The following is a 25,970-nucleotide window of genomic DNA, read 5'->3' as shown; positions in this document are numbered from 1 at the left end:
TTAATTAAATTGTAATAATTTTTGTTACATTTATAGGTAAAAAATTTTACCTGAATTGATCTGCAAATTCTTGCAGGGATTTATCTCCTAAAAAATTAACCACTAACTGATCTGTTTCCTCAAACAAGGTATCTAAATGAATATTAATTTCTTTTCCAACACTGCAGGCCGGATTAGGATTCTGATTTTTCTTACCCAGTATTTCTGTATTCTTTACTGCCTTATAGATTTCAGAAATGGTGATCATGTCTGCATTTCTGGTAAGCTGGCTACCACCTTCTTTGCCTTGTCTGCTGGTAATCAGGCCTGCTTCCCTTAATACACTGATCTCCTTTCGGACAATCACCGGGTTCACATTAATACTACCGGCAATCCATTCAGAAGTAAGCCACTCCTGCGGACTCTTTGCCAATAATGTCATTATATGTACTGCCGTAGCAAATCTTGTATTATTCATTGTAATTACTCTGCAAAGATACACATTTTTTTAATTGTAACAAATTTTATTACATTTATTTTTTGTTACAGTATTAATTTATCAAGATCCAAAAGTAAATAATTAATATTCTGATTGATGGTACGTGTCGCCGACTGCATTTGATTGAGCATTGCAGCCCTGTTATGAAGATCATCTGCCCTGTAAAACCCTCCGTCACTGAAAATTACAGATTGATCGGCTGCATCTTTATTATCATCAAACTGATAATGCAGCCATCTTTCCTTCATATTACCGATAATGGAGCGTTCTTCACGATTAGAAAATTTTTTTTCAGTATACATATACCAGATAAACGGAGGAAAATTTGGAGACTCAAGCTTTTCTCTCCAGATATCTCTCAAAAGGTTACGCTGATGAATAAATTCTACTTTTTTACCTTTCGGATTAAGGGTTGCCAAACCGAATCCGGCCCCTAATACCCCACCACTGATGTCAATCGCATTGCTCCAGCCTTCATCCTTTACGATCCCCCCCGCTATTGAAGCAGCGGCACCTGCAATGATTGAGTATAAAATCAACTTGTTATTTCTGGAGGAATTAAGATTATCTACATAATTTCCAATCTGGGCCACTCTTTCTCCTTCACAATCAAATTCAGCAGCTACCGCATCAAGCTCTGTTAATGCAATAGTGATCTTACTGTTTATTTTAGTTTTTAGCTGCAGGACCTGAACCTGAGACGCCAATGAAGAATCCTTTTTGAGTTCAATAATTTTGTGTACCTCATCCAAATTGTCCAATGCATTTAAAATCAAAATACTCTGATCAGAAAATATATCTTTCAATTCTTTATTAGCCGTCAGAATAGAATCTGAATTATATGAAGGGAGCTTATCTGTGTAATTATATTTGAATGGTGCTTTGCAATAACTGTCTTTCAGGGTAAGGATGTTCTGTCTGAGAACCTGGTTCTTCCTGGAAACACAAGAAGTAAGCAAACCAAAAACAATAAAAAGGTAAACTATTTTTTTCATTCAAACTTGTTTTGTGTTTGAAAAATTGCAAAAACAGGTATTTAGATAGGGAATCCTGTTTCCATATAATTCATCTGTACGAATATAATAAAAAAATTTACCTGATTACAGGTAAATTTTCAGACTATTCATGCTGGATTATTTAATATCCAGTAATTCAACTTCAAAGACAAGAGTGCTGTTTGGCCCAATTTCTTTACTGATCTGTTGGTCTCCATATGCCAGGTGCGGAGGAATGATCAATCTCCATTTGCTGCCGACAGGCATTAGCTGAAGAGCTTCTGTCCAACCCGCAATCACTCTGTTTAAAGGGAATGATGCCGGAGTTCCTCTTTTTACAGAACTGTCAAACACTTTACCGGAAATGGTTGTCCCATGATAATGGCATTTTACAGTTGATTTCGGACCTGGTTTCGGACCGTCTCCTTCTGTAATAATTTCATATTGTAAACCACTGGGTAACTGTACAACACTTTCCCGCTTTCCATACTCTTCCATATATTCCTGGCCGTCTTTAAGATTCTTTTCTGCCAGTTCTTTTTTACGCTTAAATAACATATCTGCTACTCCCATAACTAATTTTTTACAAAGATAAGGCTTTTTTAAGGTTGGAAGTAGAGCGTATACGAGTGGAAGTCTAAAAATCAGGACACTTCCATATCAAGCAGATCTATTTATTTTTTTTATTTAATTATTATTAATCAATGGTTTAAAAAATAAATTCATTCTAAACTGTATGCTCAGTAACTTCATATTTCCAGCTGCCAGCTTCTGACTTACTTAAAATTCAAATAATAGTAACACTCCGTTAACGCAATTTTCGAAACTTGGCGTTATAATTGGATTTAAAAACTAAATGCCAAATCCACTAAAATATAATAAGAAGTTCGACGAACTTAATGAAGAGGAGAAGCAGCTGCTGGAAATCAATAAAAAATCGATTGCAGATTTTGTAGAACAATCTTCTTCTATAAGTGACGTAAATTATGCCACCAGAAATGCCCATGCGAAAGCATACGCAGTGGTAAAGGCTACATTTCTGATTGATCAGAATATTCCGGAAGCCCTGAAACATTTTTTTGATAAGGAAAAATTTGATCTTACTATCAGATTTTCCAATGCTCATCTCAAAATTAAAAATTCAAAAAGAGATATTCCTGCTTATGGTTTCGCAGTACAGATTAAAGATGAGAATGGCGGGCTTCTTGCCAACTATCCCCTGGTCAACTTCCCTTTATTTCCAATCAATTCAGTTTCCACATTCCTGAAATTGTTTACCGCTGTCAACCGCTCCTATATAACCAAATGGAATGGGCTGTATACTGCTGCAATACAGGTTTTTAAAACCATCCCTTCTGTCCTGAACACTTCATTTATAAAAAATGTTATGAAACTTTTCAGGAAAAGACACGACTTTATTCTTTCGTTTGATTATTATTCGATAGGTGCATACCGTCTTGGAGATCATATGATCAAGATAAAAATCAGCCCCAAATATATAGACCGGAATATAGGTAAGAAACAAAAAACAAAAGATGCCTTAAAAGATTATTTACAAAATAATGATTTTACAGCTGATGTTCTGATTCAGTTTTGCTATAACCTGAAAGACCAGCCCATCAATAAACTAAATGTAGAATGGAAAAACTCACCCTTCATTAAAGTCGGAGAAGTAAAAATTAATAAGGACTCGCTTCTTGATACCCGTAATTGCAACATTGAACTTCTGTCATTCAATCCGTTTGAAAGTAAAGTATTCTTTCAGCCTGTAGGAAAAATACAGAAATTACGGGATGAAGCCTATAAAGTTTCTGTTCAGACAAGAAGAAAAATTAATAAGCTGCTGCATGGTAAAGGCGTTGATAATAAAGCCTGATACAAGAGTGGAATAAATCATTTGTGAATACAGCATTATTGTATTATAAAAAAGACTGTTTTTTATAACAGTCTTTTTTATCTGAACTTACGTTCTTCTTCTTTTATAGCCAGATCATTGATACTTGCATACCTTTTTGCCATTAACCCGTTTTCATCAAATTCCCAGTTTTCATTTCCGTACGCCCGGAACCAATTTCCTTCTTTTGTCTGGTATTCGTATTCAAAACGGACAGCAATACGATTATCTGTATGTGCCCAATATTCTTTTTTCAGTTTGTAGTTACGTTCCCTAACCCATTTTTTCCGGAGAAATTCGACAATTTGTTCTCTTCCGTTGACAAATAAATCCCTGTTTCGCCATTCACTATCTGGTGTATAGGCTTTAGAGACCTTTACAGGGTCCTGACTGTTCCAGGCATCTTCTGCCATTTGGATTTTTTCCTTAGCCGTTTCAAGTGTAAACGGAGGAAGCGGATGTTTTTGTTCCATATTACGGTATTAAGTTGGTAATTATTTCTTTTGATTTTTCAATTAATTCATTGGATTTAAAAAGCTGACTTTCGATAATACTGCTTTCAAAAAGCATATAGATATGGTCAGAAAGGATATGGTCTTCCAGCAATTCCGAAAAATAATTTCTGAGATCTGTTTTGTGAGATTGGATGACACTAAGAATTTTAATGTTATCTGCAGGGATTTCCGACAAAATATTTAAAAAGCTACAACCTCTGAAATGTTCTTTTTTATTCATATAAATTAAAAAATCAAACGCACTGATTACTTTGGACTGTACTCCCTTAGCAGATGACGTAAAATGATGAAGCTCATTGAACCAGTACTGATGCCTTATATTTAAAAATTCCACGCAAAGATCTTCTTTTGATTTGAAATGCTGATAAAAACTGGCCTTTGCTACATGCGCATCAGAAATGATCTGATTGATACCTGTAGAATTATATCCCTGCTTTGCAAATAATTCAAATGTTGTTTCCACAATTCTCTCTCTCGGAGATCCCATATTTTTTATTTTTAATGAAACAAAAGTAATACAAAAAAATAAAACAGACAAACTTGTCTGTCTATATAAAGTATAGCCTGAATTCTTGCTCACGATTAGTAACAGATACTCTAAAAGGAATTCAACGCAAAAAAAGCCCCGAAATATAAATGTCAGGGCTTTTTTACTGTTTTATAAAACATTAATCTTCTATTTTTTCTTTTTCGGTTTTCTCTTTATCCGGAAACATCACAGATAAAAGAACAGAGATAACCAATACTCCTCCTACAATTCCTAAAGAAACCGGAGACGGAATATGTATCCATGGAGCTATAAGCATTTTAACTCCGATAAATGAAAGAATGATTGCAAGTCCATACGGAAGTTTGCTAAACATATGGATAAAGTTGGCCAGCAGAAAATATAATGATCTAAGTCCCAGGATTGCAAAAATATTTGATGTATAAAGGATAAACGGATCGTTTGAAATCGCGAAGATCGCCGGAATAGAATCTACGGCAAAAAGGACATCGGTAAATTCAATAACACCTACTACCACCAAAAGTGGAGTTGCCATCTTTATTCCGTTCTGAACCGTAAAAAATTTATCACCGTCATAATTATCGGATACTTTCCAGAAGCTCTTAATCAGTCTCGCTCCTGCCGTATTGCTGTAATCCTCATCATCTTCACCATCCCCTTCTCCCCAGGATTTAATTCCTGCATACACAAGGAATAAACCGAAAAGTGTCATTACAATATTGATCTTTACCGGTGTACCGAATATATTCATTTCAGGAAGATAGGTAATGTTAATCAATCCCACACCTGCGAAAATAAATATTGCCCTGAATATCAAGGCTCCGATGATCCCCCAGAAGAGGACTTTATGATGCAGATATTTCGGAACTTTAAAGAATCCGAAAACAAGAATAAATACAAATAAGTTGTCTACGGAAAGGGCTTTTTCAATCCAATAGGCTGCCTGATACTGGGTAAATTTCTCAATTGCCAGTGAATGGCTCTCGGGAGTTCCGTCTGTATTGAAAACCCAATATACTACTCCTGAAAAAACCATGGATAAAGATATCCAAACAATAGACCAGATCGTAGCCTCTTTGGATGACACTTCATGACTTTTCTTGTTAAATACTCCTAAATCCAGAAGCAGCATGATAACAACTGTTATCGCAAATCCCCACACCAGGCCAGGATGCAGTTCTAAAATACTTTGATGTTCCACTTGAGTTATATGTTATTATATGATAAAAGCAATAGATGTACAAGGTACAAATATTGCTGCTTTATTCATCTCTATATTGATAATTAATTATAGGTAATTCATCTGTACAGTCTGGATGGTCTGTTCAAGTTTTTTATCAGCAGTCGGATCCCCGATAGCATTGAACTTCCATTCTCCGTTTCTTTTATAAAATACCCCCATTACCATTGCTACATGTCCTTTAAATGAAGCATCATTTGCAATGTCATATTTAGCAAAAACTTCTCTTACATTGGTAGGTGTTCCTTCATAGATACGGATGGAAGCAAAAGGAATAGTTCCGAAATCCTGGCCTCTGTAACTGTTCAGTACCATTGCAACGTGGTCCACATTAGGTTCCAGCTGGCTGAAATCCACTGTGATAACTTCATTATCCAGTCCATCATCACCATTTACATCTCCTGTAAGGTCATCACCACTATGTCTTACTGACCCGTTTCTTGATTTCAGATTTCCGAAATAGATGACCTCAGTAACATTTTTGTTTGAATCATATAAAATACAGCTTCCGTCTAAATCCACCGCTTCCTTTTTAGTTCCGAAGAGACCTTTTTTTTCAATTGCTCCCCAGTTGATTCCTACACAAGCCTGGGTAAGCTCAGCTCCGTTTTCTTTTTTAAGGTTTATTCTTTGACCTTTTTGTAAGTTGATAGCCATTTTATAATATTTAATTGTTATTTATTTCCTGTAAAGAAGCCTAGCAAATAAATTATCTGATATTTAAGCTTTATTACTGTCTTTACTTTTCAAATTTCGTATTAGTTATTATTCAAATTCAAATTCAGCATCGCGCGCAGAATATTTGTTTCTTCATCAAAGTCAAATATTTTGCTCATGATATCAATATTCTCAAGATTTCTTAAATAATCTTTTAAAACTCCTTCTACTTCTGCCGGTAAACTTCGTTTTTTTTCGTTCATATTATTTTCAAGCAGCTCATTTTTCCTTTTCAGCTGATCAATGATTGAACGCTGATTTGATTGGTTTTCTGATATATCAAGCTGATCCAATTGTTTATCAAATAGATAAAGTTTTTTATCCTCTATACTAAAAATAAAGTAATCATCAGACTGAAAGATTTTAAAAAGTTCATATTCATGAATACCAAACAGATATCCACAGACAAAGCGTACTTTAAAACCCTGTATATTAAGCCTTCCCAATAATTTTCTCTCAATGGCATAATCCCGGTACTGATATGCCGGAAAAGAGCCAGGTTTCAGCAATGATTCATCTGCTCCTGTTCTGTAAAATTCCTGGGCATATTTTTTATGAAAGTAAAGTACATGATCCCAATCCGCAGTAAAAATTTCTTCTGTAAGATCTTTATACAATGTTTTCAGATGCCGGGAAAATATACCACTGTACATTTTCCTGTCTGTTTCGAAATTATCAATCTGCCTTTCTTCAAAGCCTGAAATATATTTTTTATTAATACCGATTTCATTAATAACAGCCAACATATCATTTTCCTTCTGCCTTTTAATTTTGGTAAGAAGTTCTATAAGGCTGTCAGTATACTGCAGGTGGAAAAGTTCCAGTTTACTGTAATCCAAAGCCGTATTTTCCTGGAACAGATTGTGAATAATATCTGTTTTGATGTAAATGGATATTATATCAATATGTTCAAAAAAATTAGCAAGAAGCTTTAGTCTTGTGAGCCTTCTTTTGCTTTGTGATAATATGGTTGCTGCATCATCCCCCACCTTGGTACCGGTATTAATTAACCTCTGACATTAGCTTTTAATTCATGTTCAAGTGTCTGAAGATCCTGGTCCAGTTTTCTTCTGTTATCGGCTCCCTGTTTCTGAATCTGTTTCACTTCATTTAATGTATTGATCAGCATTGAAGTGGTTTCCCTCAATGTTTCAATGGATACAATAGTCTGCTCATTGGCTCTGGCTACATTCACAGAGTTCTGTCCCAGACGCTCTGCATTCTTTCTCAAAATCTCTTCAGTGGTAGAAGAAACTTTTTGCTGAATCTCGATATTCTGCTGTTGTCTGTACATGGCAACGGCAAGTGAAAGCTGATTTTTCCATACCGGAAGTGTCGTGGTAAGGATTGTCTGTGCTTTTTCAGCAATCGAGACATTATTGTTCTGTACCAGTCTGATCTGCGGCAGAGACTGCATCATAATCACACGTACTACTTTCAGATCAGCCATTCTCCTGTCCAGCCTTGCAATGAAATCTCTTTTATCTGCAATCTGGTAATCCTGGTAATTCTGAGGATTGGCTTCCATCAAAGCAAGTTCACCGGCAGCTCTTTCCATCCTCAGATTTCCTGCAATCACAAGATCTTCAATCTGTTTAATGGAATTCACATTACTTTCAAAAATAGTTTGCAGAACTGCATTGTCTTTGGTAGAAGTAATGATACCTGCATTTACTTTATAAGAGATCTGCTCGATATTATTAATAATTTTATCATACTTGGCAAATAAATTTTCTACCTGTGTCATGATTTTCTTCATGAAAGGCAACTTGCTCAGAAAGCTTTTAACTTTATTTCCGTTCAGTTCTTCCACATCCACATAGTTCAGCTCTACCAAAAGATCATTGATAAGTGCACCTACTTCCCCTGAGTTGGATCTTCTTACATTTCCTAAAAAGCTGTCACTCTGGTTTGAAAGTGTTTTTTGAAGCTCGGCACCGAAATTCACAATAGATCCCGGATTGGCTTCATCAATAGAATTTGCCAGAACTTCATATTTCTGACGGTCTTCCGCCTGTAACTGGTTTAGATTTACATTCCCTTCCCGGTCTACAAGAACTGCCGGCGATGTATTCTGAACCGGCTGACCGGGTGGAACCATCGGAGCTGGCTCAAACGTTTTAAGAGGCTCTATTGACCCTAGTGGATCTGTTGGCTGATTTTCCTGATTATCCATGATTATTTCTGATAAATTGATACAAATTTCTCAAGGCCATCCCTCTGTCCTGCTCCTACAGCCTCGAATTTCCATTCTCCGTTTCTATTGTAGATTCTTCCGAATTCTACCGCAGTTTCGATAGAGAAATCTTCGTCCAGTTCATATTTTAAGATCTCTTCATTCGTATCTGTATTAAAAATTCTGATAAAAGAATTTCTTACCTGCCCAAAGTTCTGTTTCCTTGAATCTGCTTCATGAATGGTCACTACAACTGTGATTTCTTTAATAGCAGAATCAATTTTTGTCAGATCAATTTTGATCTGCTCATCATCACCCGCTCCTTCACCGGTAAGGTTATCTCCTGTATGAATCACTGATTTGTCCGGAGATTCAAGGTTATTATAAAAAATAAAGTGATTATCTGAAATTAATTTTTTATCCTCGCCCAGCAAAAACAATGACGCATCAAGGTCGAATGATGTTCCTGTAGAGGTATTATTGATATCCCATCCCAAACCTACAGTAAATTTAGGTGCGTTAATATTTTCTCTTTGTCCTTTTTGTAAGTTAATAGCCATAATATAATTCCGTTTGCGTTAAAGTATTGATGTTATTTTCGTATTCTTTTATTAAATGATAATTATTACTGATTGCCAGCTCCAGGAGCAGGTCCATCTGTTCTCTTTTTACTTTAGACGTAAGATAGTCAAAATTACTTGAATCCAACCCTAAAATATATTTTACAATCCTTGTATTGAACTCAAAATTTGGCTTTCTCATCACTTCTGCAATATGTTCTACATTGTTTACCGCATAGTAGTTGAAAAAGTTTTCAATCTTTGGATCAAGATCAAAATTCATCAGTTCTGCATAATATAGGAACATAAAATCTGCCTCTACATTATATTCATTCAGAATTCTGTTGACTGTATATTCATGACTTCCCGTAATTTTGATATCGTCTATAAAAATACAAAGTTTTCCTCTGAGAAAATCTTTATCTATATAATACGTATCATTGGCAATCAGATTTTTACGATCTTCAAAACTGAGATTACCATAATCTGTGATGTACGTATGATTTCGGTTGATCTTTGACAAAATGCTTGATTTTCTCCCTTTTTGAAACAGATAAAAATCAAGTTGTTTTTTAAAGAAAAAACACAGAAAATTTGAAGCTGTAGGAATAGCCATATAAGGGCTCGGCAGAACTACAATTTCAAGATCTGTTTTTAAAAGATCTTCATGTGAAGAAATGAATCCGTCGAATAATTCTTTAGCAAATTTTTCAGCATACGACTTATCGCCATATTTGAAATAGCTGTATTCTGCAGGTGAGAATGTAAACTCATCTGCTGAATGAATGTGGTGTAAGCTGTATCGTTTGTTCATATTTATATTAGTGTTTAAGTAAATGTGCGCTGAAACCAAAATTTTTCGCACCCTGATAATCTGCAACAGGATTATCTCCGATATGTAAAATATGATGCAGGGGAAGATTTTGATCTTTGATCTTATTCTTCACTTCCTGAAAGATAAGGGGGTTCGGTTTGGAACAGTTAATTTCATCAGAATAGATATGAAAGTCTATGTACTGATCCAGATTTTCGTGAATCAGAAATTTCCTCATCGTTTTTCCTTTAATAAAACCGGTATTACTCAGAATATTGATCGTTTTACCCTTATTTTTAATACGATCAAAAAATTCATGAATATTTTCGAAAATAATAACGGGTTTATATTCCAGGAAAAGTTCTTCACTTTCTATATAAAATTCATTCAGCTGATCTTTGGTAATAAGGCTTATCTCCATACCCAAAGAACTCAAAATCATCAGATAAATCTCAAAAGTATCGATATTTCCTCCGGTCACTTCGTTAATCGTGTTGCAAAGGTCATCATAATATTTTATAGTTCTTTCAACTTCTTCCACTGGCCTGTTTACCTCAAAAAACGAGGAAAACAGCTCAACTCTTTTTTTCTTAAATTCAGGATGAGATTTGATTAAAGTGAGCCACAGGTCAAAGGAAAAATGACAGTGGTTGTGAATGTCGATATCTGTTTTCAAGATGTTTTTAGTTAAAAGTTTTATTAGCTTTTCTGAAAAAGATTAAATTCTTTTGATCATCAATTAGTGTTTAATTTATCTATTCATCCCAAAGATAGAATTTTTATCAGAAATGTATGTCTTTAGTTCCCTGTTTTAAGATATTTTATGATTTACAGACGGAAATGAATAAAACAAGGACCATAAAAAATTACAGTCCTTTTTTATCCTCGGTTATGTTATTGTGAATAATCTTCTGTTAATTCAGTAGAATTTAACCTTTATTATTTTTCCGGCATTACCTTATACGTCGGGTCATCCTGAATATTCACTTCTATTATAGCTTCTGCATTCTTTAACATTCTCCGGCAATCTTCACTAAGATGACGAAGATATAAAGTCTTATGTTGCTGCTTATATCGTTTTGATAATTTATCCAGGGCATCAATAGCACTCATATCTACGATTCTGCTTTCTTTGAAATCCACAACAATCTCATCCGGATCGTTCATGGGGTCAAATTTATCAGTAAATGTGCTTACGGAACCAAAAAATAGCGGTCCATATATTTCATAATGTTTTACTCCATTTTCAGCCGTATACTTTTTTGCCCTGATTCTTTTAGCATTATCCCAGGCAAATACCAGCGCAGAAATAATCACTCCTACCAGCACAGCCAAAGCAAGATTATGCAGAATTACAGTAATCAGGGCTACAGTGACTCCTACAAAGATATCGGACTTCGGCATTTTATTCACGATCCTGATAGACACCCACTGAAATGTACTGATGGCAACCATCATCATTACCCCTACCAATGCAGCCATCGGAATTTTTTCAATGACAGGAGCTCCAAACAAAATGATCAGCAGAATCATAACTGAAGCAATAATTCCTGATAAACGGGCTCTTGATCCTGCATTAAGATTAACCAATGTCTGAGCAACCATTGCACAGCCTCCCATTCCACCAAAAAATCCATTGGTTATATTTGCCAGCCCCTGTGCCACAGATTCTTTATTGGCACTTCCTTTTGAATTGGTGATCTCATCTACCATAGACAATGTTAAAAGAGATTCAATCAATCCTACCCCTGCCATTATCAAAGCGTATGGAAAAATGATTTGTAAGGTTTCCAGGGAAAAAGGGATCTGAGGAATATGGAAAGTGGGTAAATTCCCGCTGATATGTGCAATATCTGCGACTGTTTTAGTCGGAATATTAAACCCAAGAACAACGGTGAATATAACAATAATTGCTGCCAAAGAGGCCGGTACAGCTTTTGTTATTTTTGGAAAAAAGTAAACCACGGCAATTGTTAATGCTGTTAACCCTGACATGATATACAGAGGGATTCCCTGAAGCCAGCCTATTGTACCATTACTATCTGTAATTTTAAACTGTTCAATCTGAGCCATAAAAATAATAATCGCAAGACCGTTCAGGAAACCGTACATAACGGGTTGTGGGATAAGCCTGACAAATTTCCCCAGTTTAAATATTCCTACCAGCATCTGAAATATTCCCGCAAGTGCTACCGTAGCAAAAAGATATTCCGTTCCATGGGATTTTATCAGCGCAATCAGGACAACAATGGTAGCTCCCGCTCCTCCTGAAACCATTCCGGGGCGTCCTCCGAGAACTGCAGTCACCAGTCCCATCATAAAAGCAGCATACAGTCCTGTAAGCGGTGAAAGTCCTGCCAGAATGGCAAATGAAAGAGATTCCGGAATCATGGTCATGGCCACAGTAAAGCCTGCCAGCAATTCATTTTTATAATTTATTGGCTTCGAAAAGTCAAATAAGTTGATTCTGTTTATCATTGATTTGCAAAGGTATGACTTGTTTACTGGTATACAAAAGTTTTCTTTCTAAGTCCAACCTATTTATTAATAATTTATACATCCGTTTATATAATATGTTAATTTTATTTAAAATTTGCCCATATAGAAACTTTTTTATAATTCTTCACTTCCTTGCTTCTAATTTTTGTTTAAATTTGAAAGCAATTAAGCAGATCAGTTTATAGCGGATTCAGCAAATCTGCTTATAAAATACAGGCTGTTAATATACCTCAGCCTGATGCTTAAAATAAAAAATTGCATGAAAAAACTTTAATAGGTTATATAGTATTACACAAATGGTAGAAAAAAGAGGTTTGAAAGAGAAGAGGGTGAATAAACTATCGACAATACGGAATAATCCTGGATAAATTAAAGTGGCAAATACACATTCTTAAAATTATCAATTATTTTGTCTATTGCGGGAGCATTACTGCTTCTGTTTCCTGTTACCTTTCAAGCTCATCCAATATTGCATAATAAATAATATACAACCTACTTTTTTCTGCATGAGTTTAACAAAGATAATATTCAAGAAAATGTTATATAAAGAAATCCATATTGGGAATTTTATTAAGGAGAAGGTAGATGAAAGTGAAATAACAATCGAAAGGATATGTAAATTTCTGGGGAAAGATGAGGAATCTGTTCAAAGAATGTATGACAGCAAATCAATAGATGTCGAGATCCTGTTACGATGGAGTAAGCTGCTGGAATATGATTTTTTCAGACTTTATAGCTCACACCTGATACTATATGCACCACCTGCAGCAGTAAATAAAAGCTCTCAGCGTTCAGAAAAAATTCCTTATTTCAGAAAAAACATTTACACCCAGGAGATTAAAGAGTTTATTATGAAAAGGGTTCTTTCCGGAGAAATGACACAAAGCGAAGTCATTAAAGAATATTCTATTCCGAAAAGCACACTTCACCGATGGCTTCAGAAAAGTGATACTACAAACGGATAATCCATATAGATATGCGCCCAAATTACAAAAGAATATATCATGATATGCTCAGGCTGGAATATCCGGAGAAGCTGCAGGACCCCAAAGTCAGGGAACTTCTTGAGAAATTAAATACATCCGAAGATGTACTTAAATTCAATGAAAAATTATTCAAGCAATCCAAAGAGAATCAAAAACTTAGAACCTACGATAAAAAAACAATGCTTAAGCTTCTTCAGTATCAGAAGAAACATGGTTATTCGACCAGCTATATGTCCAGGAAATATAAGATAAGCAGAACTACCCTTGCAAAATGGAAAGTAATGTTTGAAGAAGAACTTGATGATACAATAAAAAATGCCGGAAAATAATGACCGGCATTTTTAAAAAGGTAATAATAAGGAAAAACCTGGGCTACGTCACTGCTCCGGAATTATAAAAAACTTCTATTATTCATTTTAAATAAAGAAATCACTAATAATCCGGTTCCTGATATTCGTTATTTAGATTTGTACTGCTAAAAAATTAAACTATGATTAAAGGATTATATGAAACCCATATTGAGGTAAGCGATCTTGAAAATGCAGTCAGCTTTTATACAGAAGTGTTAGGATTAAAGTTCGCTCACAGAGATGAAACAAGACAAATTGTTTTTTTATGGATTGGAGAAGGAAAGGAGTTTATGCTGGGATTGTGGGAACAGAAAGAAAATCTTCAGCCCAGACATTTTGCATTTACAAGCAGCAAAGAAGACATATTGAATTATTCAGTTAAATTCCTTGAAGAAAGAGCGCTGAAACCTTATAATTTTCTGAAAGACGGAACCGTTCAGCCAATGGTATTTGCATGGATGCCTGCTCTGGCCATTTATTTTAATGACCCCGATGGCAATCAGCTTGAATTTATTGCAGTTCTTGAAGGAGAAGGGAAACCGGAACTGGGTGTACTTTCCTATGAAGAATGGATGAAACATATATAACCCAATAGAACGGACAGCTCATCAGGCTGTCCGTTTTTATTCATTATTTATCAATTTCTTCACTGCCAGAACATGCTTACAAGGTCCTCTTTCTCCCTGGTATTTACTGAACCATTCGCAGGTACAACGTTCTTTTTCTTCTTCCAGGATTACAGTATGATGTACTCCTGTTCCCTCCACTCTGGCTTCAGTTCTTTTTGAATTGGTATTTAAAATTTCGACTTTCCCATCTTCAATCAATTTTTCAGCATTTTTCATCCGGGGGTTCAGCTTTAATATCCGGCTTAATTTAAAAGGAAGTCTCCGGTAAAAGAAACTGTGGTCATCAAGATCATATCCTAACATCCCCATTGCTGCTAATCGTCCGGTAAGATTGGTCATTTTATTCAGACTGATATTATCTTCCAATGCCAGAGCTGTTGCATTAAAAGACTGATTGGCATAGGCATATTTATCCAGTACATCAATCCACTCATCTGAGATTTCGGTAACCAAACTGTCCAGCAGCGCTCCTTCTCCCGAAAATCCCCGCCAGCTCTCTTTTGACAAGGAGAAACTAAATCTGATATTTCCCATATACAGCTGCCATGTTGTCGACTGCATATTAGAATGAGCAAAAACCTGCATATAATCTATATAAGGGAGAAGAGGTTCAAGTAAACGAAGCCTGTGGATTCCTCCTACACAGACAGCTTCTGCAGATTTTACTGGAGAAAACATAGGCTTATTCCCTCTCACGATCAGATAATAGTCAGATTTTATTACTCCTTTAGGCATTCCTCTGAACAATTGCTGTGTCTGAATTTTATTAAATACATGTAATTGTTCTGATTCAGACAGATAGATCTGCACTGTCCCGAGACCTTTGATCCACTTCACGGGCAAAGGGACCTTTCTTTCCACTACTTTTGTTTCTTCTTTATATACCCCTACTTCCTTTTCACCTACAGACAGCATTATATTTTCATTAGGACGAATACTTCCCAATGCGGTAATCATAGGCTGGTTAAAATCAACATTGGTAGTTCCGTTTTCTAAAAATTCTCCATCAAGCCCGTCAGGTAAAACATCTATCCGTGCATACACACCGGCACAGTGTGAAAAGCCTTCAAAACGCAATCTTTCATTTCCGGCAGTAACAACAGGATCTTTAAGCAGTGCCATCTGGAATGGTGAGAGGTTAAAGCTTGATTTTACAATGTTAGACAGCGTAATCAGACAGCGTGCCAGTATAAATGGCTGTCCAACATTTCCCCAGAAATAACATGGGGCATCAGTATTCTTCTGTATTTCGCTATATTTTGCGAGAAACAGTTCTTCCAGATTTCCTTTCTTTCCCAAAGATGACGATCTGGAATAGTTGTAAATAAGCGTATCTTCCATAATTTATTTTTTAAGAAGAAGATTGCAGATTTTTTTCAGACTTGAGTTTTCTTTCCAGTTGTTTAATTTTTCTTTTACATTCTCATTGGCTTCCGACTGGTTTAAAGCCAACACCTCATGATAAACTTCCAGCAGTTTTTTCAGATTTGTTACCGCCTGATCCATCTGAAGCAATATGGCACAAATTAGTTCTTCTAATGCTTTATTATGGTTTTTGCTGACATTAAGCATGTGGTGCTGTATAAGATCTGTAAATCTTTTAACAGGTGCCCATTCAAGTTTTTCATGTAAGCCGATTACCTTTCCTAACCTTGCATTATCTATCATATGATGGGAAACATGTTCCAACCATATTTCAGCGGCTATGCCCCTTATTGTTTTGTCTCCATCCAGAAAAATAGTACCCAGAAACAAATATCCCATTTCCTCCAAAGGCTTTTTGATCGTATAAAGTGCTTTGGCAGTATTCAGAACCATATTTCTTTCGTACACTTCTGCAAGTCCGGAATAGAACAGACATATTTTAGCTACCCTTGCCAATACATTTGCCGGCATATTAGGAAAACTCCACATAAAAGCATGAATGTCTGAATGATCTTTTTGTTCTGCAATAAAATATTCAAGAAACAGCTGATCTTTTCTTTTGGTAAAATGGTATTTAGGGATGGTAATACTTAACTCAGCCGGATAGTATGAGTTCTTTTTGCTGTCAATTGTTTTCCATTCGTATACACCGGAGAAAAACTCTTTGGGAATAGTTCCGTAACCAAAATCTTTAAATTCGTTAAAAGTGATCTCCGGCGAACGTGTAGTACCTGCTGTCATCCACCATTCCGGATGTTCAAATCTTCCTTTTGGCAGGCTATTTTTATCTAAGAAAAATAATAAAAGAGCTTTATATTCATCCTTTAATTTTTTTTCAGCCAATGCCAAAGCTTCTGATGTATTATCCAAAGCACATCGTTGTAATGCCAGCTGTAGATCCAGAGAGTCAGGACTTACATTTTGATTCTGATAGATTTCAAATCTTTCAACTAAAATAACAGGATCAATCCAACAAGGCGTGTGGGTTATTGTTGATAATAAAGGTATTTTATCTCCGGCCTGCATTTTCCGGTATGCCTCTACTGCAATTTCTTTGAAAGCTTTCATAGCAGTTCCTCCCACTCCAATTCCATGTAAAGGTCCGAGTTTTTTATGGTAGTTGGCGTAAGCCTCCCGTGTTGCTTCTTCATCACTGGTTTTTTGATATATTTTTTCCAGATTTTTTAACTGCTCAGGATATCTTACCAGCAAGCGCAGCCCATAATTAATTATCAGATTACAAAGTATTACATTAAAATAAGGGACTTCCCACTTTGAAAGGGTCTTACATGCTTTCTGGAATACCGGCTCAATTAATTTTACAGATTCTGCATCTGCTTTATCCGCAAAACGGATAAACCCGGACAGCGCAATATCATAGTAATAGGTTCCCGGATTTTCTATCGCTAACGGAAGAAGAAACATCAGATCTTCAAAGTTCTGAGGTTCATCAACTTTATTTTCTTCCATAACCAACATTGGTTTTTCAGCAGTAATATCATCGAGTTCCTGTGGATTGTCATCAATATATTTCGCCAATACAGAACGTACATTGATCAGTATATTATCTGAATAATGTGAAAGCGCTTCTTTAATATGATCAGAAACAGGAATGTATTTAAGGATAATTTTGGCCGCCTTAGACTGTATTCCGTCATCTTTACTAACGAATGCAGTACATAAACTTATCCCCAGCATTTCCGGATTCATTACCCTCTTCTGAAAAATCTTCTCTGTTAAGGTAAGGCTGGAAACCACTACCGTTTTAACTTCTGAACTCAATAAATTAGGAAGATAGTGTGAAAACTCATCTGCTTTAAATGTCGGATACCGGATTATTTTCTTCAGATGTAACAATATTGTATTCACAGCTTTTGATTGTACAGAAGCCAGCCCTGCAAGCAATTCATCCTGCAGTGCGGTCAGTTCTTCATCTGTAGGTTTGAAAGCAGTAAATGCATCCATGAACCAACCTGTTACATTTTTATTAAAATTCCTGTTGGAGGCCAGCAAACATTCTTTCAGAAATCTCCTCCTGTCTATTTTTTGTTCTGCCACCAGCTTTTGAACGGTAGGAAACCACTCTTTATAAAAAGGTAATGATTTGGAAGGATACTCACATAAATACCAGAAATGAGTTTTCAATGTTTCGGGATACTGATCAAGATCTGCCGGATAATTAGACAGATGATGCCCTAACAGTTCTGGTTTAGGCTGTACATATCCCTTTTCTGACCAGCCCAGAATATCCTTATAATTAAATGCGGTAAATTCAGCCTCTACAGATTCATTAATAAAATCCGAAAACCATTCAGGACATCCCCATTCCAGGATCTGTTCCGTGTGCTCTCTGTTCCTGAAAAGCTTCCAGTAATTTTTCCCGAAATTTTTTTGATCCATGCAGACAAATGATGCAATATCTATTATACTGTGCTGGTCTTCAGAACCGGCAGTATGGTACGAATTCTTGGTCATGACGATCTTATTGATCTCCCGGTCCATTTTTTTAATGGTTGGGATCAATGCTTTTTTTTGTTCTGCACTAAGCTGCTTTAAAAAAGGAATAATCTCATGTACTTTACCCTCATTAAGGATCTCATATAGTCTTTCTTTCATGGGTTTTAATTTGATGAATAATTTTTTTCAGGTTATTTTCTTTTTCCCATTCATTGAGTTGATCAGCTATAGCCTCATCCATCTCAGAGTGATTGAGATTCAATAGTTCATAATAAAGTTCCAGTATTTTTTTTAAGTTAAAAACAGGTTTTCCTATTCCTGTAAGTATAGTGGTCAGCATTTTCTCAAAACCCTGATTATGCGTGGCAGTCAGATTGATATACCCAGATAATCCGTCTGTCAGCCTTTTAACAGAGGACATCTGGAAACTGATATTCTCCCCCAATAGTTTTCCCAGTAACCGGATATTAAAATCATCTGACAGCATTCTGTTAATCAGAACTTCAAAAGCTATATCAGAAAAAGCTCTGTCTTTATTCAGTAACCCTGCTGTCAGAAATAAATAATGCACAGGCTGAAAAGGCAGGTTAAGCTTCATCCATGCATTAAGAAATGCTATATTTCCTTTAATATCGTACTGATAGACCTGATTAGATAAAGTCTCATTATATTTTTTGGCAAAAACAGATCCTGAAAAATAGGGCGCTGAATATAAAATATAATTGAGATCATCCTGATATATATCGTGGTAAGAATTAAACAGATAATCCAGAAACGCAGCATTTTCCGGGAGTTCCTTTTGATTCTCAATCATGATCAATAACTGAGGGATTTCTTCTGTATTATTCCATTTGTAAATTTTTCTGCTTCCGGGCTTCCATTCAAAATTACCATCCAGATATGTATGGTCATAATGATCTCTGAAGTAATTCTGATCAAAAAGAGGTTTAAGGAAACTTCTATATTGAACATCAAGCTGTTTTTCCGCATATTGCTCTGCGTCCGCAAGGTTATCTTTTTTTACTCTGAGCAGGGCTGCCTGAAGATCAAAAAGAACAGGCTGCTCTTTCTCATCCTGATATGCTCTTAACTTATCAATCAGCCTATCCGCCGAAATCCAGCATGGAGTCTGATCGGGCACTGAAAGCAAAGGCAGGTTTTTTCCTTGCTTCAGCTTATCAAAAACTGCCAGCAAAAGCTTTTGGTAGGCTTTAAAAATAAATGGAGTACGCTTTTCCCCCCAATTTTCCAGTCTAGGAAACTCGAGTCTTGCCTGAAGCAGGACAGATGATGGAGTCTTTTGTTTTAATAAGCCGTAATTAATAAAAAAAGTTGCTAGCAAATGCTTTAAACCTCCTGTTCCCTTCAACTTAAAAGCAGCTTTAAAAGCAGGTTCAAGCTGATCAAAATGCTCTTCTTCAAGTTCATTATTCAGGCGCATCAATGCATCTAAAAACTGGTCTGCAGAGTGGGTCTCATAACTGTTGAATACCTGAGAAGCCAAAAATATAAAGTCTTCTACAGTTGCCACTGAAGCAATGGGTTCCGGTATATGCCATGATAAGGCTTCATATCCGAATTCTTCATGATTCCGGACTTCTTCTGTTAAAAATCTGTCTAATAGTGAATGAGCATCAGCAAGAAGACTGCTTTTATAAGACTGTAGCTCTTTCGTTATTCCGGATGACTGAGGATCACCATACTTGCCAATAATTTTTGCTCCCTTTGTCTGTATTGTTTTGTCTTTATTTAAGAAGACCGGCATCAGAAGTATACAGACTTCTTCACTATATTGCTTGTTGCTTTTTATTATTTTTTCCAGAATCAACAACAGCCCGTTTAAAACATTCTTGGCAGAAAGCGTTAACAGAGGCTCTACAGCATGCAGAAAGAGCTCAGTTTTAAACTCTTTCTCTTCAACAACCTGGTTCAGGACTTTCAGGATCCCGGGAAATAACGAATGCTGTACTGACTGAAAGACAAGAAACAGCTCCTCCTGTAGCGCCAGTATTTCATTTTCTTTTGGTTCAAGGCAGGAAAATAAGTCAAGAAACCAGGTATTCTGTTCTTTTGAAAAATTAAAGCTGATGGCTCTGATACTTGATTTTAAAACCCTGAAACGGTCTATCCTATTTTCCTGAACAAGTTTTTTTATAATTTTTTTCCAGCTTCTTTCCTCATCATATTGAACCATAATGTTTGATTCATGTTCAAATAAAAGCCAGATATGTGAATGTAAGGTAACGGGATATTTGGAAATAATTTCATCAAAAGAACCCTTTGAAATCAGTGATGATGAAAGCAATAAAGCACGCATCCCTTCATTTAATGTAAAATAACCTTTCTGCTCCCATTCCAATACCTTTAAGTAGTTAATTTCTTCAAGGAATGAGTGACTCTCTGAAATCCATTCAGGAACGTAAAATTCAAACAGTTCGTCAATGAGAGGTACCGGCCAAGAATAGTATCCGGGGCTTACTTTTTCATATTCATTTTTTGTTTTACAGCACACTAAAGCAGCCAACACAGAAATACTATTGTGCCCCCATTCTTTATTGATGTGTTTCTTTAAAAGTACGGCAATTTCTTTTTTGTCTTTCGGTGTCAGCTTTTTCAGAAAAGAAATAATTTCCTTGATTTTATAGTTTAAATAAATAGCTTTAAACTCTTCCTCAATAAGCATAAATTCATTATTGACAGCTAAAATATAAAAAAATGACCTACAGCCGTCAAATTATCCCTTAAAAGTGAATTTTTTAACAAAATTTTAAGTAATCAGGCCTGCTATGTAACAGAGAATCTGATCTTCCCAATCGATAAACATCTGAAACGTTTTATTTATTCCCATCAGATTCTTAGCACCAGAATAGAAAAAGCCGTACACAGTACAGCTCTTTCTATTTTGATGCTATTTTTGGTTTTTCAGACACCAATATAAAATCCTGGCAATGTTTCTCGCATCATCTACCCCTCTGTGATGAGTTCCTTCCAGAACAAGCCCCAGCTCACCCAAAGCCCTGTTCATCCCTACACTCTTCCTTATACCAGGGTGAATTTGTCCGAATAGCGTTTTTACATTAATGTGATCATCACTCATAGGATAATCTATATAAAATCTTTCTGCCTGATTCCTGAGCATACTCAGGTCATAATTTCCGTAGCTCGCCCAGGCCAGTTCTTCAGAATCATATTCTGCTTTTAAAATATCAAATGTGTCTTCAAGCGCTATCCCTTCGTTATCAAGTATATTTTGTGTAAGTGTAGTAAGTTCCGTACAGAACGGGCTTACCTTTGACAGCCGGGGTTTTATCAAAATCCCTTCATTTTTAGAGATCTTACCGGTTCCGGTGTTCAAAATACAAACACCAATCTCAATGATCTCACTTTCCTGACCTCTTGGCGGACGGCCTTCCCAGCACGTTGCTTCCAGATCTACTATTAATATATCTTCTGTTGTTTTCATTTGCTTAATTTTTTATTTATCCATGTTACTGATAGAAAGAAAGGTGTACTCTCCTTGCTCCTCGTAAAGATCATACTCAACTTATTTAAAGCTTATAGTAATCTATACCATAAGCTTTTCTTTTATACAATCAATAACTATAGAGTTCAGTTTTTTGTTAATTCTTTTTTGCTCTCCTTTTTCAATGGCAGCGAAAGCTGCCGGAAAATCTTTCTCAAAATCCTCCAGAATATCCCGCACAAAAAAGCCGATGACTTTCCCCATCATTTCAGGTTCAAATTTGCCTATCTTGCTCGTCACGTTATTCAGACGGTTTGCAGTTACATAGGTTTGAATTTCTTCCCATATTTTTTGAGCTGTTTCACTGAAGGGAATATGTTCCCGAACTGATTTCTCCTGTTTTTTAACCATTTTAGATTTTTCGGCCCATTTTTCATTCTTATTTTTCAGAATAACCCTTGCTCCATTTCCAAAATATCTGGTCTTTAAAGGCTTAATGATGGTTCCTTCACACATATTGTTCAGCAAAGGCAGTCCCAGCCAATCCGGAATTTTAGAATTGAAAGTATTCGGAAATCTTAAGGCCTCTTCCAGGCTTCCCTGAAACAAAGTCTTTGCGTAGAAAAAACCGGCTTCATCAAAGATGTTGTTGATGATATCCGTATCCAGATAGGTAATTCCGTTCAGCTTAATATCAAACGCATAAAATTCGTTATAAGGTGCATATTCAATACCTTTCTGCACTTTTACTGCACCTGTTACAGGTTCTACATCTTTATGCTTATAGCCCCCGCCGAACAACTCACCATAGATTACTACTGTTTCTACCTTAGGATACATTGCTTTCACTTTCCGGAATACATGTATCACATTCTTTCTGTAATGTTCTAAAATCTGATGTGCATTGAAAAATTTCTCATCTTTCCCGATAAAAGCAGTTCTCTTTCCGATCTTGATTTCTTTTCCGTCGGTAAAAAAAGAGAAATTAACTCCATGAACTTTTTCCTGTACAATGAAAACCTCATCTCCAAAACCCTGCAGTATGATCTGATCGATCACCTGGGTCCGGTAAGTATTTTCTATAGAATTATATGTTTTGAAAATCATTTTTAAAGTTTTTTAAAAGTCTTTCAATATTTTCCTTTCCTACGGGGTTCAGGGAATGACAATAAAAATCCGGTAAGTTCAAATCTTTATCCATACAATATTCTATCAGCCATTTGCCACAGTCATATCCTGTTTTTTCAACAAATTCCGAAGAGTTCAAATAGTGTCCATCTGCAAGATCATGATCAAAAGAGATCATTTCCGGAAGTCCCTTTTCCAAAATCCAGCTTACAAACTGTTCGTAATTCCTGACAATATCCCAATCTTTCCTCAGGAAAATATCCTGGCTGGTATAATGATACACTTCAGCCGGATATCTTATATCATCCAGAAACAGTAATCTTTTTGTGACTTTCATACTTGGTAAATATTTAATGTACTGATAGACCTTCCTTTTTACACCATCATATCCGCACAGTTGGAACTTGCAAAAGCAAATGGCTTTGCCTTGAACACATATCCCATTCCCAGAATATATCCCATTGCATCTTTCAAAGCAACATTGGATTTGAAATCCGGGTCGGTATTAATATCTGCGTGCACCTCCATTTCCACACCATAAGCTTCTAATACAGAGCAGATAGCGTATGCAATCTCAACAGATTTATTGACCTCATTCAGCATGCGTTCCTTGATACTGATGCTCTGTATCTCTCTTTCTTTTCTAATAAAGGTAAACGCTCCTTTTCCCTCACGAATGACTACTACCGCAGTAGCATAATTGATCGCATCTCCATATACATGAGAGTCTGATCCCACACATACTTTCAGACGGTGTCCGTTTGCCTGTTCGCGGATGATGGCTTCCTCTATCAGATGGGTGATAGGACTCTGGAAAATTTTCCCATTCATATTCTGCCATATTTGTTGTTGCGTTTCCATTTTTTCTACATATTTAATTCATAAACAATTTTTAATAATTTAAATAATCGACCAGCAATCATTTTTCCTGATTTTAAATTTTCAGGTTGGGAGAAAGCCTGTCTATATAAATTATGCCTGTTAATATTTGTAATGATCTCCTGCTCTTGACAGACTTTTCCCTTTCCTGATTTTGTGAATATTAACCGGCCATTTCTTTTTCAAATTTGAACTTTCATGGTATTATTGATCAATTTCAGATCCGGCCGGTTCATTCACGTCAAGTACTCCATAAGGGAATCGAACCCTTATTTCCTGCACAAAAGGCAGACGTCCTGAACGGAGTATTAAACCCACTGACCAGGAATCGAACCTGAACAACAAGAGTACATTTCCTGCATGCTGCCATTACATTACCAGTGGTTTGGTGGAAGTAGCAGGATTCGAACCTACTCAGCAATGAAGCAACAGATTTACAGTCTGCCCCGACTCTCCAACTTCGGCATACTTCCTGATTTTCATGAGCAATTACCCATGAATAATAAGTAATTCTCTTTTTCCCTTTTAAAAAGAAAAGGTCTGTCTGAATTGACTAAAAGATCTTCTGCGCTTGACAGCCCTTTCTTTGTATAATAAAGGATATTTCATAAGAGTATACACTCATATACACCTAACCTCTATTTTTGGAGATGGTTATGGGATTCAAACCCATTCAGCTTATGCAACGGTTTTGCAGACCGTCCCGACTCTTCCACTTCGGCGAACCATCAGATTTAAAATAAAGTCAGTCTTATGGGTTTTATAAGAACTTCTGCGCTGACCAACTTTATTTTTACCTAAAATTTATAAATGATATCTCCAATTAATTTTTAACTGTTCAGACTTTATATAAAGAAAAGTCTGTCTGTATTTCCGTGTTTGGCGTAAAGATCTTCTGCTCCTGACAAACTTTTCTTTTCTCTGAAACAATTAACATTAGTTATCTGCGATTTTGGAAAGACTCGAACTTTCAACTGCCGGTTTAACAGACCGGTGCTCTGCCATTGAGCTACAAAATCATTGTAATTCCGGAAGGACTCGAACCTTCAACCTTCGGTGTATCAGACCGATACTCTAAACCACTTGAGCTACGAAATCATTGGTATTCCATAAGGGTATCGAGCCCTTGTCGTTCGGTAGAAAGCCGAATGCACTTACCACTATGCTAATTGGAACAAATTGTCTGGAAAGCAAGATTCGAACTTGCGACCTCCCGCGTCCAAGACGGGTAAACAACCACCGTTATCTTTCCAGCTTTGGGGTTCACTTCTGTTTCTTTCCGGGAGACAGCCGGATGGAAAAATTTCCATGAACCCTGGTGATTCCGAGAGGATTCGAACCTCTAACCCTGGGTTTAGAAAACCCATGCTCTCTCCAGTTGAGCTACGGAACCGTTTTTTGTAATCCCAGAAAGATTTGAACTTTCAACCCCCGGTTTAAAAGACCGGTGCTCTAACCAATTGAGCTATGAGATTTTATACTTTGGGTGTCTCCGGGGATCGAACCCTGTTCTCCGGTTCCACAGACCGGCGCTTTACCAAATAAGCTAAAGAAACCATAAAAAAAGCGCCTCTTTTCGGGAGGCGCTTCATATATTTTAACGTAAGAGATCATTAGCTGACCCACGTATATAAGCACCTTTTATCCACAATTCCACTTTCAAGAATACATGCAACACCTGTCGGCTCCTGTCCGAATAATCTTGAATATTGATTGAATATTTTATGTAATTGTTTCATTTTATTTTTTGTTTGTTTCTAAATTATTTTTAACTGAATCCTGAAAACTGTTGCTTTCAATTTTCGGTTGCAAAGTAAATATGAATTTTTGAAATCCACAAATAAATTTTCAAGTTAAATCATTGTAATTCAGTTAATTACATTCAATTTTTAGTATAAAGAATTCCTGTCCGCAATTTTTTGCGGATATCTAAAATACCTAAATGACTGTCTCTCATCGGGTTGCTTATCACTCTATTTTATCGTATTAAAGTTTCATTGTTTATTAAAAATTTTTCACGTTTATGGTTATTTTTTTTAATTCTAAATAATTTTCTGCTCTAAAAATAAAAAACGCCTCAGGAAACCCGAGGCGTTTATGCAGTATTTGATTATTTTTTTACAAGTTTACAGTAAATAATTTCCAAAGTCAGCACATTTTACCTCGTTCCATATCACCGGATTGTATCCGAATAAGCCTTTTGTATATAGGCTTTCGCATATTTCTGCATTGATATGTGCTCTTTGTATTCTCATAA

Annotated in this window: 26 protein-coding genes and 9 tRNA genes; 4 read left to right on the top strand and 31 right to left on the bottom strand. The window is 36.1% G+C overall.

The window, feature by feature from the left end:
- Positions 1-46: 46 nt before the first annotated feature.
- From DRF59_RS09180 to DRF59_RS09170, 3 genes are all read right to left on the bottom strand, one after another.
- Positions 47-457: an Rrf2 family transcriptional regulator gene (locus tag DRF59_RS09180; RefSeq protein ID WP_115958954.1), complete on the bottom strand. Its 411-nt coding sequence runs from the start codon at positions 455-457 to the stop codon at positions 47-49.
- A 65-nt stretch (positions 458-522) separates the two neighbouring features.
- Positions 523-1,473, bottom strand: a complete 951-nt coding sequence (locus tag DRF59_RS09175) for a hypothetical protein (RefSeq protein ID WP_115958952.1) — start codon at positions 1,471-1,473, stop codon at positions 523-525.
- 138 nt (positions 1,474-1,611) lie between these two features.
- Positions 1,612-2,046: an FKBP-type peptidyl-prolyl cis-trans isomerase gene (locus tag DRF59_RS09170; RefSeq protein ID WP_115958950.1), complete on the bottom strand. Its 435-nt coding sequence runs from the start codon at positions 2,044-2,046 to the stop codon at positions 1,612-1,614.
- Between the two features lie 283 nt (positions 2,047-2,329).
- On the opposite strand from DRF59_RS09170, the gene DRF59_RS09165 reads away from it, so the two are divergent.
- Positions 2,330-3,349: a catalase family protein gene (locus DRF59_RS09165; protein WP_115958948.1), complete on the top strand. Its 1,020-nt coding sequence runs from the start codon at positions 2,330-2,332 to the stop codon at positions 3,347-3,349.
- Between the two features lie 77 nt (positions 3,350-3,426).
- Here the strand turns inward: DRF59_RS09165 and DRF59_RS09160 are convergent, their stop codons facing one another.
- From DRF59_RS09160 to DRF59_RS09115, 10 genes are all read right to left on the bottom strand, one after another.
- Positions 3,427-3,840 carry a nuclear transport factor 2 family protein gene (locus DRF59_RS09160; protein ID WP_115958946.1) on the bottom strand — a complete coding sequence of 138 codons (414 nt, stop codon included), beginning with the start codon at positions 3,838-3,840 and terminating at the stop codon, positions 3,427-3,429.
- 1 nt (position 3,841) lies between these two features.
- The gene (locus DRF59_RS09155; protein ID WP_115958944.1) at positions 3,842-4,369 is read right to left on the bottom strand and encodes a TetR/AcrR family transcriptional regulator; all 528 of its coding nucleotides are present in this window, start codon (positions 4,367-4,369) and stop codon (positions 3,842-3,844) included.
- Between the two features lie 181 nt (positions 4,370-4,550).
- Positions 4,551-5,591 carry a TerC/Alx family metal homeostasis membrane protein gene (locus tag DRF59_RS09150; RefSeq protein ID WP_115958942.1) on the bottom strand — a complete coding sequence of 347 codons (1,041 nt, stop codon included), beginning with the start codon at positions 5,589-5,591 and terminating at the stop codon, positions 4,551-4,553.
- A gap of 87 nt (positions 5,592-5,678) precedes the next feature.
- The gene (locus DRF59_RS09145) at positions 5,679-6,287 is read right to left on the bottom strand and encodes a TerD family protein (protein WP_115958940.1); all 609 of its coding nucleotides are present in this window, start codon (positions 6,285-6,287) and stop codon (positions 5,679-5,681) included.
- Between the two features lie 101 nt (positions 6,288-6,388).
- Positions 6,389-7,336: a hypothetical protein gene (locus DRF59_RS09140; RefSeq protein WP_115958938.1), complete on the bottom strand. Its 948-nt coding sequence runs from the start codon at positions 7,334-7,336 to the stop codon at positions 6,389-6,391.
- Positions 7,337-7,353: 17 nt separating this feature from the next.
- Positions 7,354-8,523, bottom strand: a complete 1,170-nt coding sequence (locus DRF59_RS09135) for a toxic anion resistance protein (protein WP_185144911.1) — start codon at positions 8,521-8,523, stop codon at positions 7,354-7,356.
- 2 nt (positions 8,524-8,525) lie between these two features.
- Positions 8,526-9,083, bottom strand: coding sequence for a TerD family protein (locus tag DRF59_RS09130; RefSeq protein WP_115958936.1), 558 nt, complete (start codon positions 9,081-9,083; stop codon positions 8,526-8,528).
- Complete coding sequence (locus tag DRF59_RS09125) at positions 9,073-9,897, bottom strand: phosphoribosyltransferase family protein (protein WP_115958934.1); 825 nt, start codon at positions 9,895-9,897, stop codon at positions 9,073-9,075. The genes DRF59_RS09130 and DRF59_RS09125 overlap by 11 nt, the downstream gene beginning before the upstream one ends.
- 7 nt (positions 9,898-9,904) lie before the next feature.
- The gene (locus tag DRF59_RS09120) at positions 9,905-10,573 is read right to left on the bottom strand and encodes an HAD family hydrolase (protein WP_115958932.1); all 669 of its coding nucleotides are present in this window, start codon (positions 10,571-10,573) and stop codon (positions 9,905-9,907) included.
- Positions 10,574-10,836: 263 nt separating this feature from the next.
- Positions 10,837-12,375 carry a SulP family inorganic anion transporter gene (locus tag DRF59_RS09115; RefSeq protein ID WP_115958930.1) on the bottom strand — a complete coding sequence of 513 codons (1,539 nt, stop codon included), beginning with the start codon at positions 12,373-12,375 and terminating at the stop codon, positions 10,837-10,839.
- A gap of 557 nt (positions 12,376-12,932) precedes the next feature.
- Between DRF59_RS09115 and DRF59_RS09110 the strand changes: the two genes are divergently transcribed.
- From DRF59_RS09110 to DRF59_RS09100, 3 genes are all read left to right on the top strand, one after another.
- A complete protein-coding gene (locus tag DRF59_RS09110) occupies positions 12,933-13,361 on the top strand; it encodes a helix-turn-helix domain-containing protein (protein ID WP_115958929.1) in 429 nt (142 codons plus the stop codon).
- An 11-nt stretch (positions 13,362-13,372) separates the two neighbouring features.
- Positions 13,373-13,711: a helix-turn-helix domain-containing protein gene (locus tag DRF59_RS09105; protein ID WP_115958927.1), complete on the top strand. Its 339-nt coding sequence runs from the start codon at positions 13,373-13,375 to the stop codon at positions 13,709-13,711.
- 161 nt (positions 13,712-13,872) lie between these two features.
- Positions 13,873-14,319, top strand: a complete 447-nt coding sequence (locus DRF59_RS09100) for a VOC family protein (RefSeq protein WP_115958925.1) — start codon at positions 13,873-13,875, stop codon at positions 14,317-14,319.
- A gap of 36 nt (positions 14,320-14,355) precedes the next feature.
- Here DRF59_RS09100 and DRF59_RS09095 read toward each other — a convergent pair whose 3' ends face one another.
- From DRF59_RS09095 to DRF59_RS09030, 18 genes are all read right to left on the bottom strand, one after another.
- Positions 14,356-15,702, bottom strand: coding sequence for an SWIM zinc finger family protein (locus DRF59_RS09095; RefSeq protein WP_115958923.1), 1,347 nt, complete (start codon positions 15,700-15,702; stop codon positions 14,356-14,358).
- Positions 15,703-15,705: 3 nt separating this feature from the next.
- Entirely contained in the window at positions 15,706-18,402 is a 2,697-nt protein-coding gene (locus tag DRF59_RS09090) for a DUF6493 family protein (protein WP_115958921.1), read from the bottom strand.
- Entirely contained in the window at positions 18,383-20,926 is a 2,544-nt protein-coding gene (locus DRF59_RS09085) for a DUF6493 family protein (RefSeq protein WP_115958919.1), read from the bottom strand. Before DRF59_RS09085 ends, DRF59_RS09090 begins: the two co-directional genes overlap by 20 nt.
- 225 nt (positions 20,927-21,151) lie before the next feature.
- Positions 21,152-21,706: a 3'-5' exonuclease gene (locus DRF59_RS09080; RefSeq protein WP_115958917.1), complete on the bottom strand. Its 555-nt coding sequence runs from the start codon at positions 21,704-21,706 to the stop codon at positions 21,152-21,154.
- 102 nt (positions 21,707-21,808) lie between these two features.
- Positions 21,809-22,813 (bottom strand): RNA ligase, Rnl2 family, encoded by a 1,005-nt coding sequence (locus DRF59_RS09075; RefSeq protein ID WP_115958915.1) that lies wholly within the window; start codon positions 22,811-22,813, stop codon positions 21,809-21,811.
- Positions 22,794-23,171: a cyclic-phosphate processing receiver domain-containing protein gene (locus tag DRF59_RS09070; RefSeq protein ID WP_115958913.1), complete on the bottom strand. Its 378-nt coding sequence runs from the start codon at positions 23,169-23,171 to the stop codon at positions 22,794-22,796. Before DRF59_RS09070 ends, DRF59_RS09075 begins: the two co-directional genes overlap by 20 nt.
- A 38-nt stretch (positions 23,172-23,209) precedes the next feature.
- On the bottom strand, positions 23,210-23,695 hold the full coding sequence (locus DRF59_RS09065) for a ribonuclease H-like YkuK family protein (protein WP_115958911.1): 486 nt from the start codon (positions 23,693-23,695) through the stop codon (positions 23,210-23,212).
- A gap of 262 nt (positions 23,696-23,957) precedes the next feature.
- A tRNA-Lys gene (locus DRF59_RS20760) sits at positions 23,958-24,064 on the bottom strand.
- 35 nt (positions 24,065-24,099) lie between these two features.
- Positions 24,100-24,186: transfer RNA gene (locus DRF59_RS09060), tRNA-Tyr, on the bottom strand.
- A 172-nt stretch (positions 24,187-24,358) separates the two neighbouring features.
- Positions 24,359-24,443: transfer RNA gene (locus tag DRF59_RS20755), tRNA-Cys, on the bottom strand.
- Positions 24,444-24,660: 217 nt separating this feature from the next.
- Positions 24,661-24,732, bottom strand: a tRNA-Asn gene (locus tag DRF59_RS09055).
- 4 nt (positions 24,733-24,736) lie between these two features.
- Positions 24,737-24,811 (bottom strand) — tRNA-Ile (locus DRF59_RS09050).
- A gap of 84 nt (positions 24,812-24,895) precedes the next feature.
- Positions 24,896-24,967: transfer RNA gene (locus DRF59_RS20750), tRNA-Pro, on the bottom strand.
- Between the two features lie 62 nt (positions 24,968-25,029).
- Positions 25,030-25,106 (bottom strand) — tRNA-Arg (locus DRF59_RS09045).
- Between the two features lie 8 nt (positions 25,107-25,114).
- Positions 25,115-25,188: transfer RNA gene (locus DRF59_RS09040), tRNA-Lys, on the bottom strand.
- 9 nt (positions 25,189-25,197) lie between these two features.
- Positions 25,198-25,270: transfer RNA gene (locus DRF59_RS09035), tRNA-His, on the bottom strand.
- Between the two features lie 56 nt (positions 25,271-25,326).
- Complete coding sequence (locus DRF59_RS21180; RefSeq protein WP_262510611.1) at positions 25,327-25,452, bottom strand: hypothetical protein; 126 nt, start codon at positions 25,450-25,452, stop codon at positions 25,327-25,329.
- Positions 25,453-25,839: 387 nt separating this feature from the next.
- On the bottom strand, positions 25,840-25,968 hold the full coding sequence (locus DRF59_RS09030; RefSeq protein WP_115958909.1) for a penicillin-binding protein: 129 nt from the start codon (positions 25,966-25,968) through the stop codon (positions 25,840-25,842).
- Between the last annotated feature and the right edge of the window lie 2 nt (positions 25,969-25,970).

Origin of the sequence: Chryseobacterium flavum, assembly GCF_003385595.1 — a bacterium.
Classification (GTDB): Bacteria; Bacteroidota; Bacteroidia; order Flavobacteriales; family Weeksellaceae; genus Chryseobacterium; species Chryseobacterium flavum.
This window is presented reverse-complemented; position numbering and strand designations above follow the sequence as displayed.

Bases quoted from the DNA above. Each gene is read 5' to 3' on its own strand.
- DRF59_RS09065 (WP_115958911.1), bottom strand. From the start codon at position 23,695: ATGGAAACGCAACAACAAATATGGCAGAATATGAATGGGAAAATTTTC.
- DRF59_RS09175 (WP_115958952.1), bottom strand. From the start codon at position 1,473: ATGAAAAAAATAGTTTACCTTTTTATTGTTTTTGGTTTGCTTACTTCT.
- DRF59_RS09145 (WP_115958940.1), bottom strand. From the start codon at position 6,287: ATGGCTATCAACTTACAAAAAGGTCAAAGAATAAACCTTAAAAAAGAA.
- DRF59_RS09160 (WP_115958946.1), bottom strand. From the start codon at position 3,840: ATGGAACAAAAACATCCGCTTCCTCCGTTTACACTTGAAACGGCTAAG.
- DRF59_RS09070 (WP_115958913.1), bottom strand. From the start codon at position 23,171: ATGAAAGTCACAAAAAGATTACTGTTTCTGGATGATATAAGATATCCG.
- DRF59_RS09165 (WP_115958948.1), top strand. From the start codon at position 2,330: ATGCCAAATCCACTAAAATATAATAAGAAGTTCGACGAACTTAATGAA.
- DRF59_RS09155 (WP_115958944.1), bottom strand. From the start codon at position 4,369: ATGGGATCTCCGAGAGAGAGAATTGTGGAAACAACATTTGAATTATTT.
- DRF59_RS09095 (WP_115958923.1), bottom strand. From the start codon at position 15,702: ATGGAAGATACGCTTATTTACAACTATTCCAGATCGTCATCTTTGGGA.
- DRF59_RS09180 (WP_115958954.1), bottom strand. From the start codon at position 457: ATGAATAATACAAGATTTGCTACGGCAGTACATATAATGACATTATTG.
- DRF59_RS09130 (WP_115958936.1), bottom strand. From the start codon at position 9,083: ATGGCTATTAACTTACAAAAAGGACAAAGAGAAAATATTAACGCACCT.
- DRF59_RS09100 (WP_115958925.1), top strand. From the start codon at position 13,873: ATGATTAAAGGATTATATGAAACCCATATTGAGGTAAGCGATCTTGAA.
- DRF59_RS21180 (WP_262510611.1), bottom strand. From the start codon at position 25,452: ATGAAACAATTACATAAAATATTCAATCAATATTCAAGATTATTCGGA.
- DRF59_RS09085 (WP_115958919.1), bottom strand. From the start codon at position 20,926: ATGCTTATTGAGGAAGAGTTTAAAGCTATTTATTTAAACTATAAAATC.
- DRF59_RS09110 (WP_115958929.1), top strand. From the start codon at position 12,933: ATGTTATATAAAGAAATCCATATTGGGAATTTTATTAAGGAGAAGGTA.
- DRF59_RS09075 (WP_115958915.1), bottom strand. From the start codon at position 22,813: ATGATTTTCAAAACATATAATTCTATAGAAAATACTTACCGGACCCAG.
- DRF59_RS09115 (WP_115958930.1), bottom strand. From the start codon at position 12,375: ATGATAAACAGAATCAACTTATTTGACTTTTCGAAGCCAATAAATTAT.
- DRF59_RS09135 (WP_185144911.1), bottom strand. From the start codon at position 8,523: ATGGATAATCAGGAAAATCAGCCAACAGATCCACTAGGGTCAATAGAG.
- DRF59_RS09105 (WP_115958927.1), top strand. From the start codon at position 13,373: ATGCGCCCAAATTACAAAAGAATATATCATGATATGCTCAGGCTGGAA.
- DRF59_RS09170 (WP_115958950.1), bottom strand. From the start codon at position 2,046: ATGGGAGTAGCAGATATGTTATTTAAGCGTAAAAAAGAACTGGCAGAA.
- DRF59_RS09080 (WP_115958917.1), bottom strand. From the start codon at position 21,706: ATGAAAACAACAGAAGATATATTAATAGTAGATCTGGAAGCAACGTGC.
- DRF59_RS09090 (WP_115958921.1), bottom strand. From the start codon at position 18,402: ATGAAAGAAAGACTATATGAGATCCTTAATGAGGGTAAAGTACATGAG.
- DRF59_RS09125 (WP_115958934.1), bottom strand. From the start codon at position 9,897: ATGAACAAACGATACAGCTTACACCACATTCATTCAGCAGATGAGTTT.
- DRF59_RS09030 (WP_115958909.1), bottom strand. From the start codon at position 25,968: ATGAGAATACAAAGAGCACATATCAATGCAGAAATATGCGAAAGCCTA.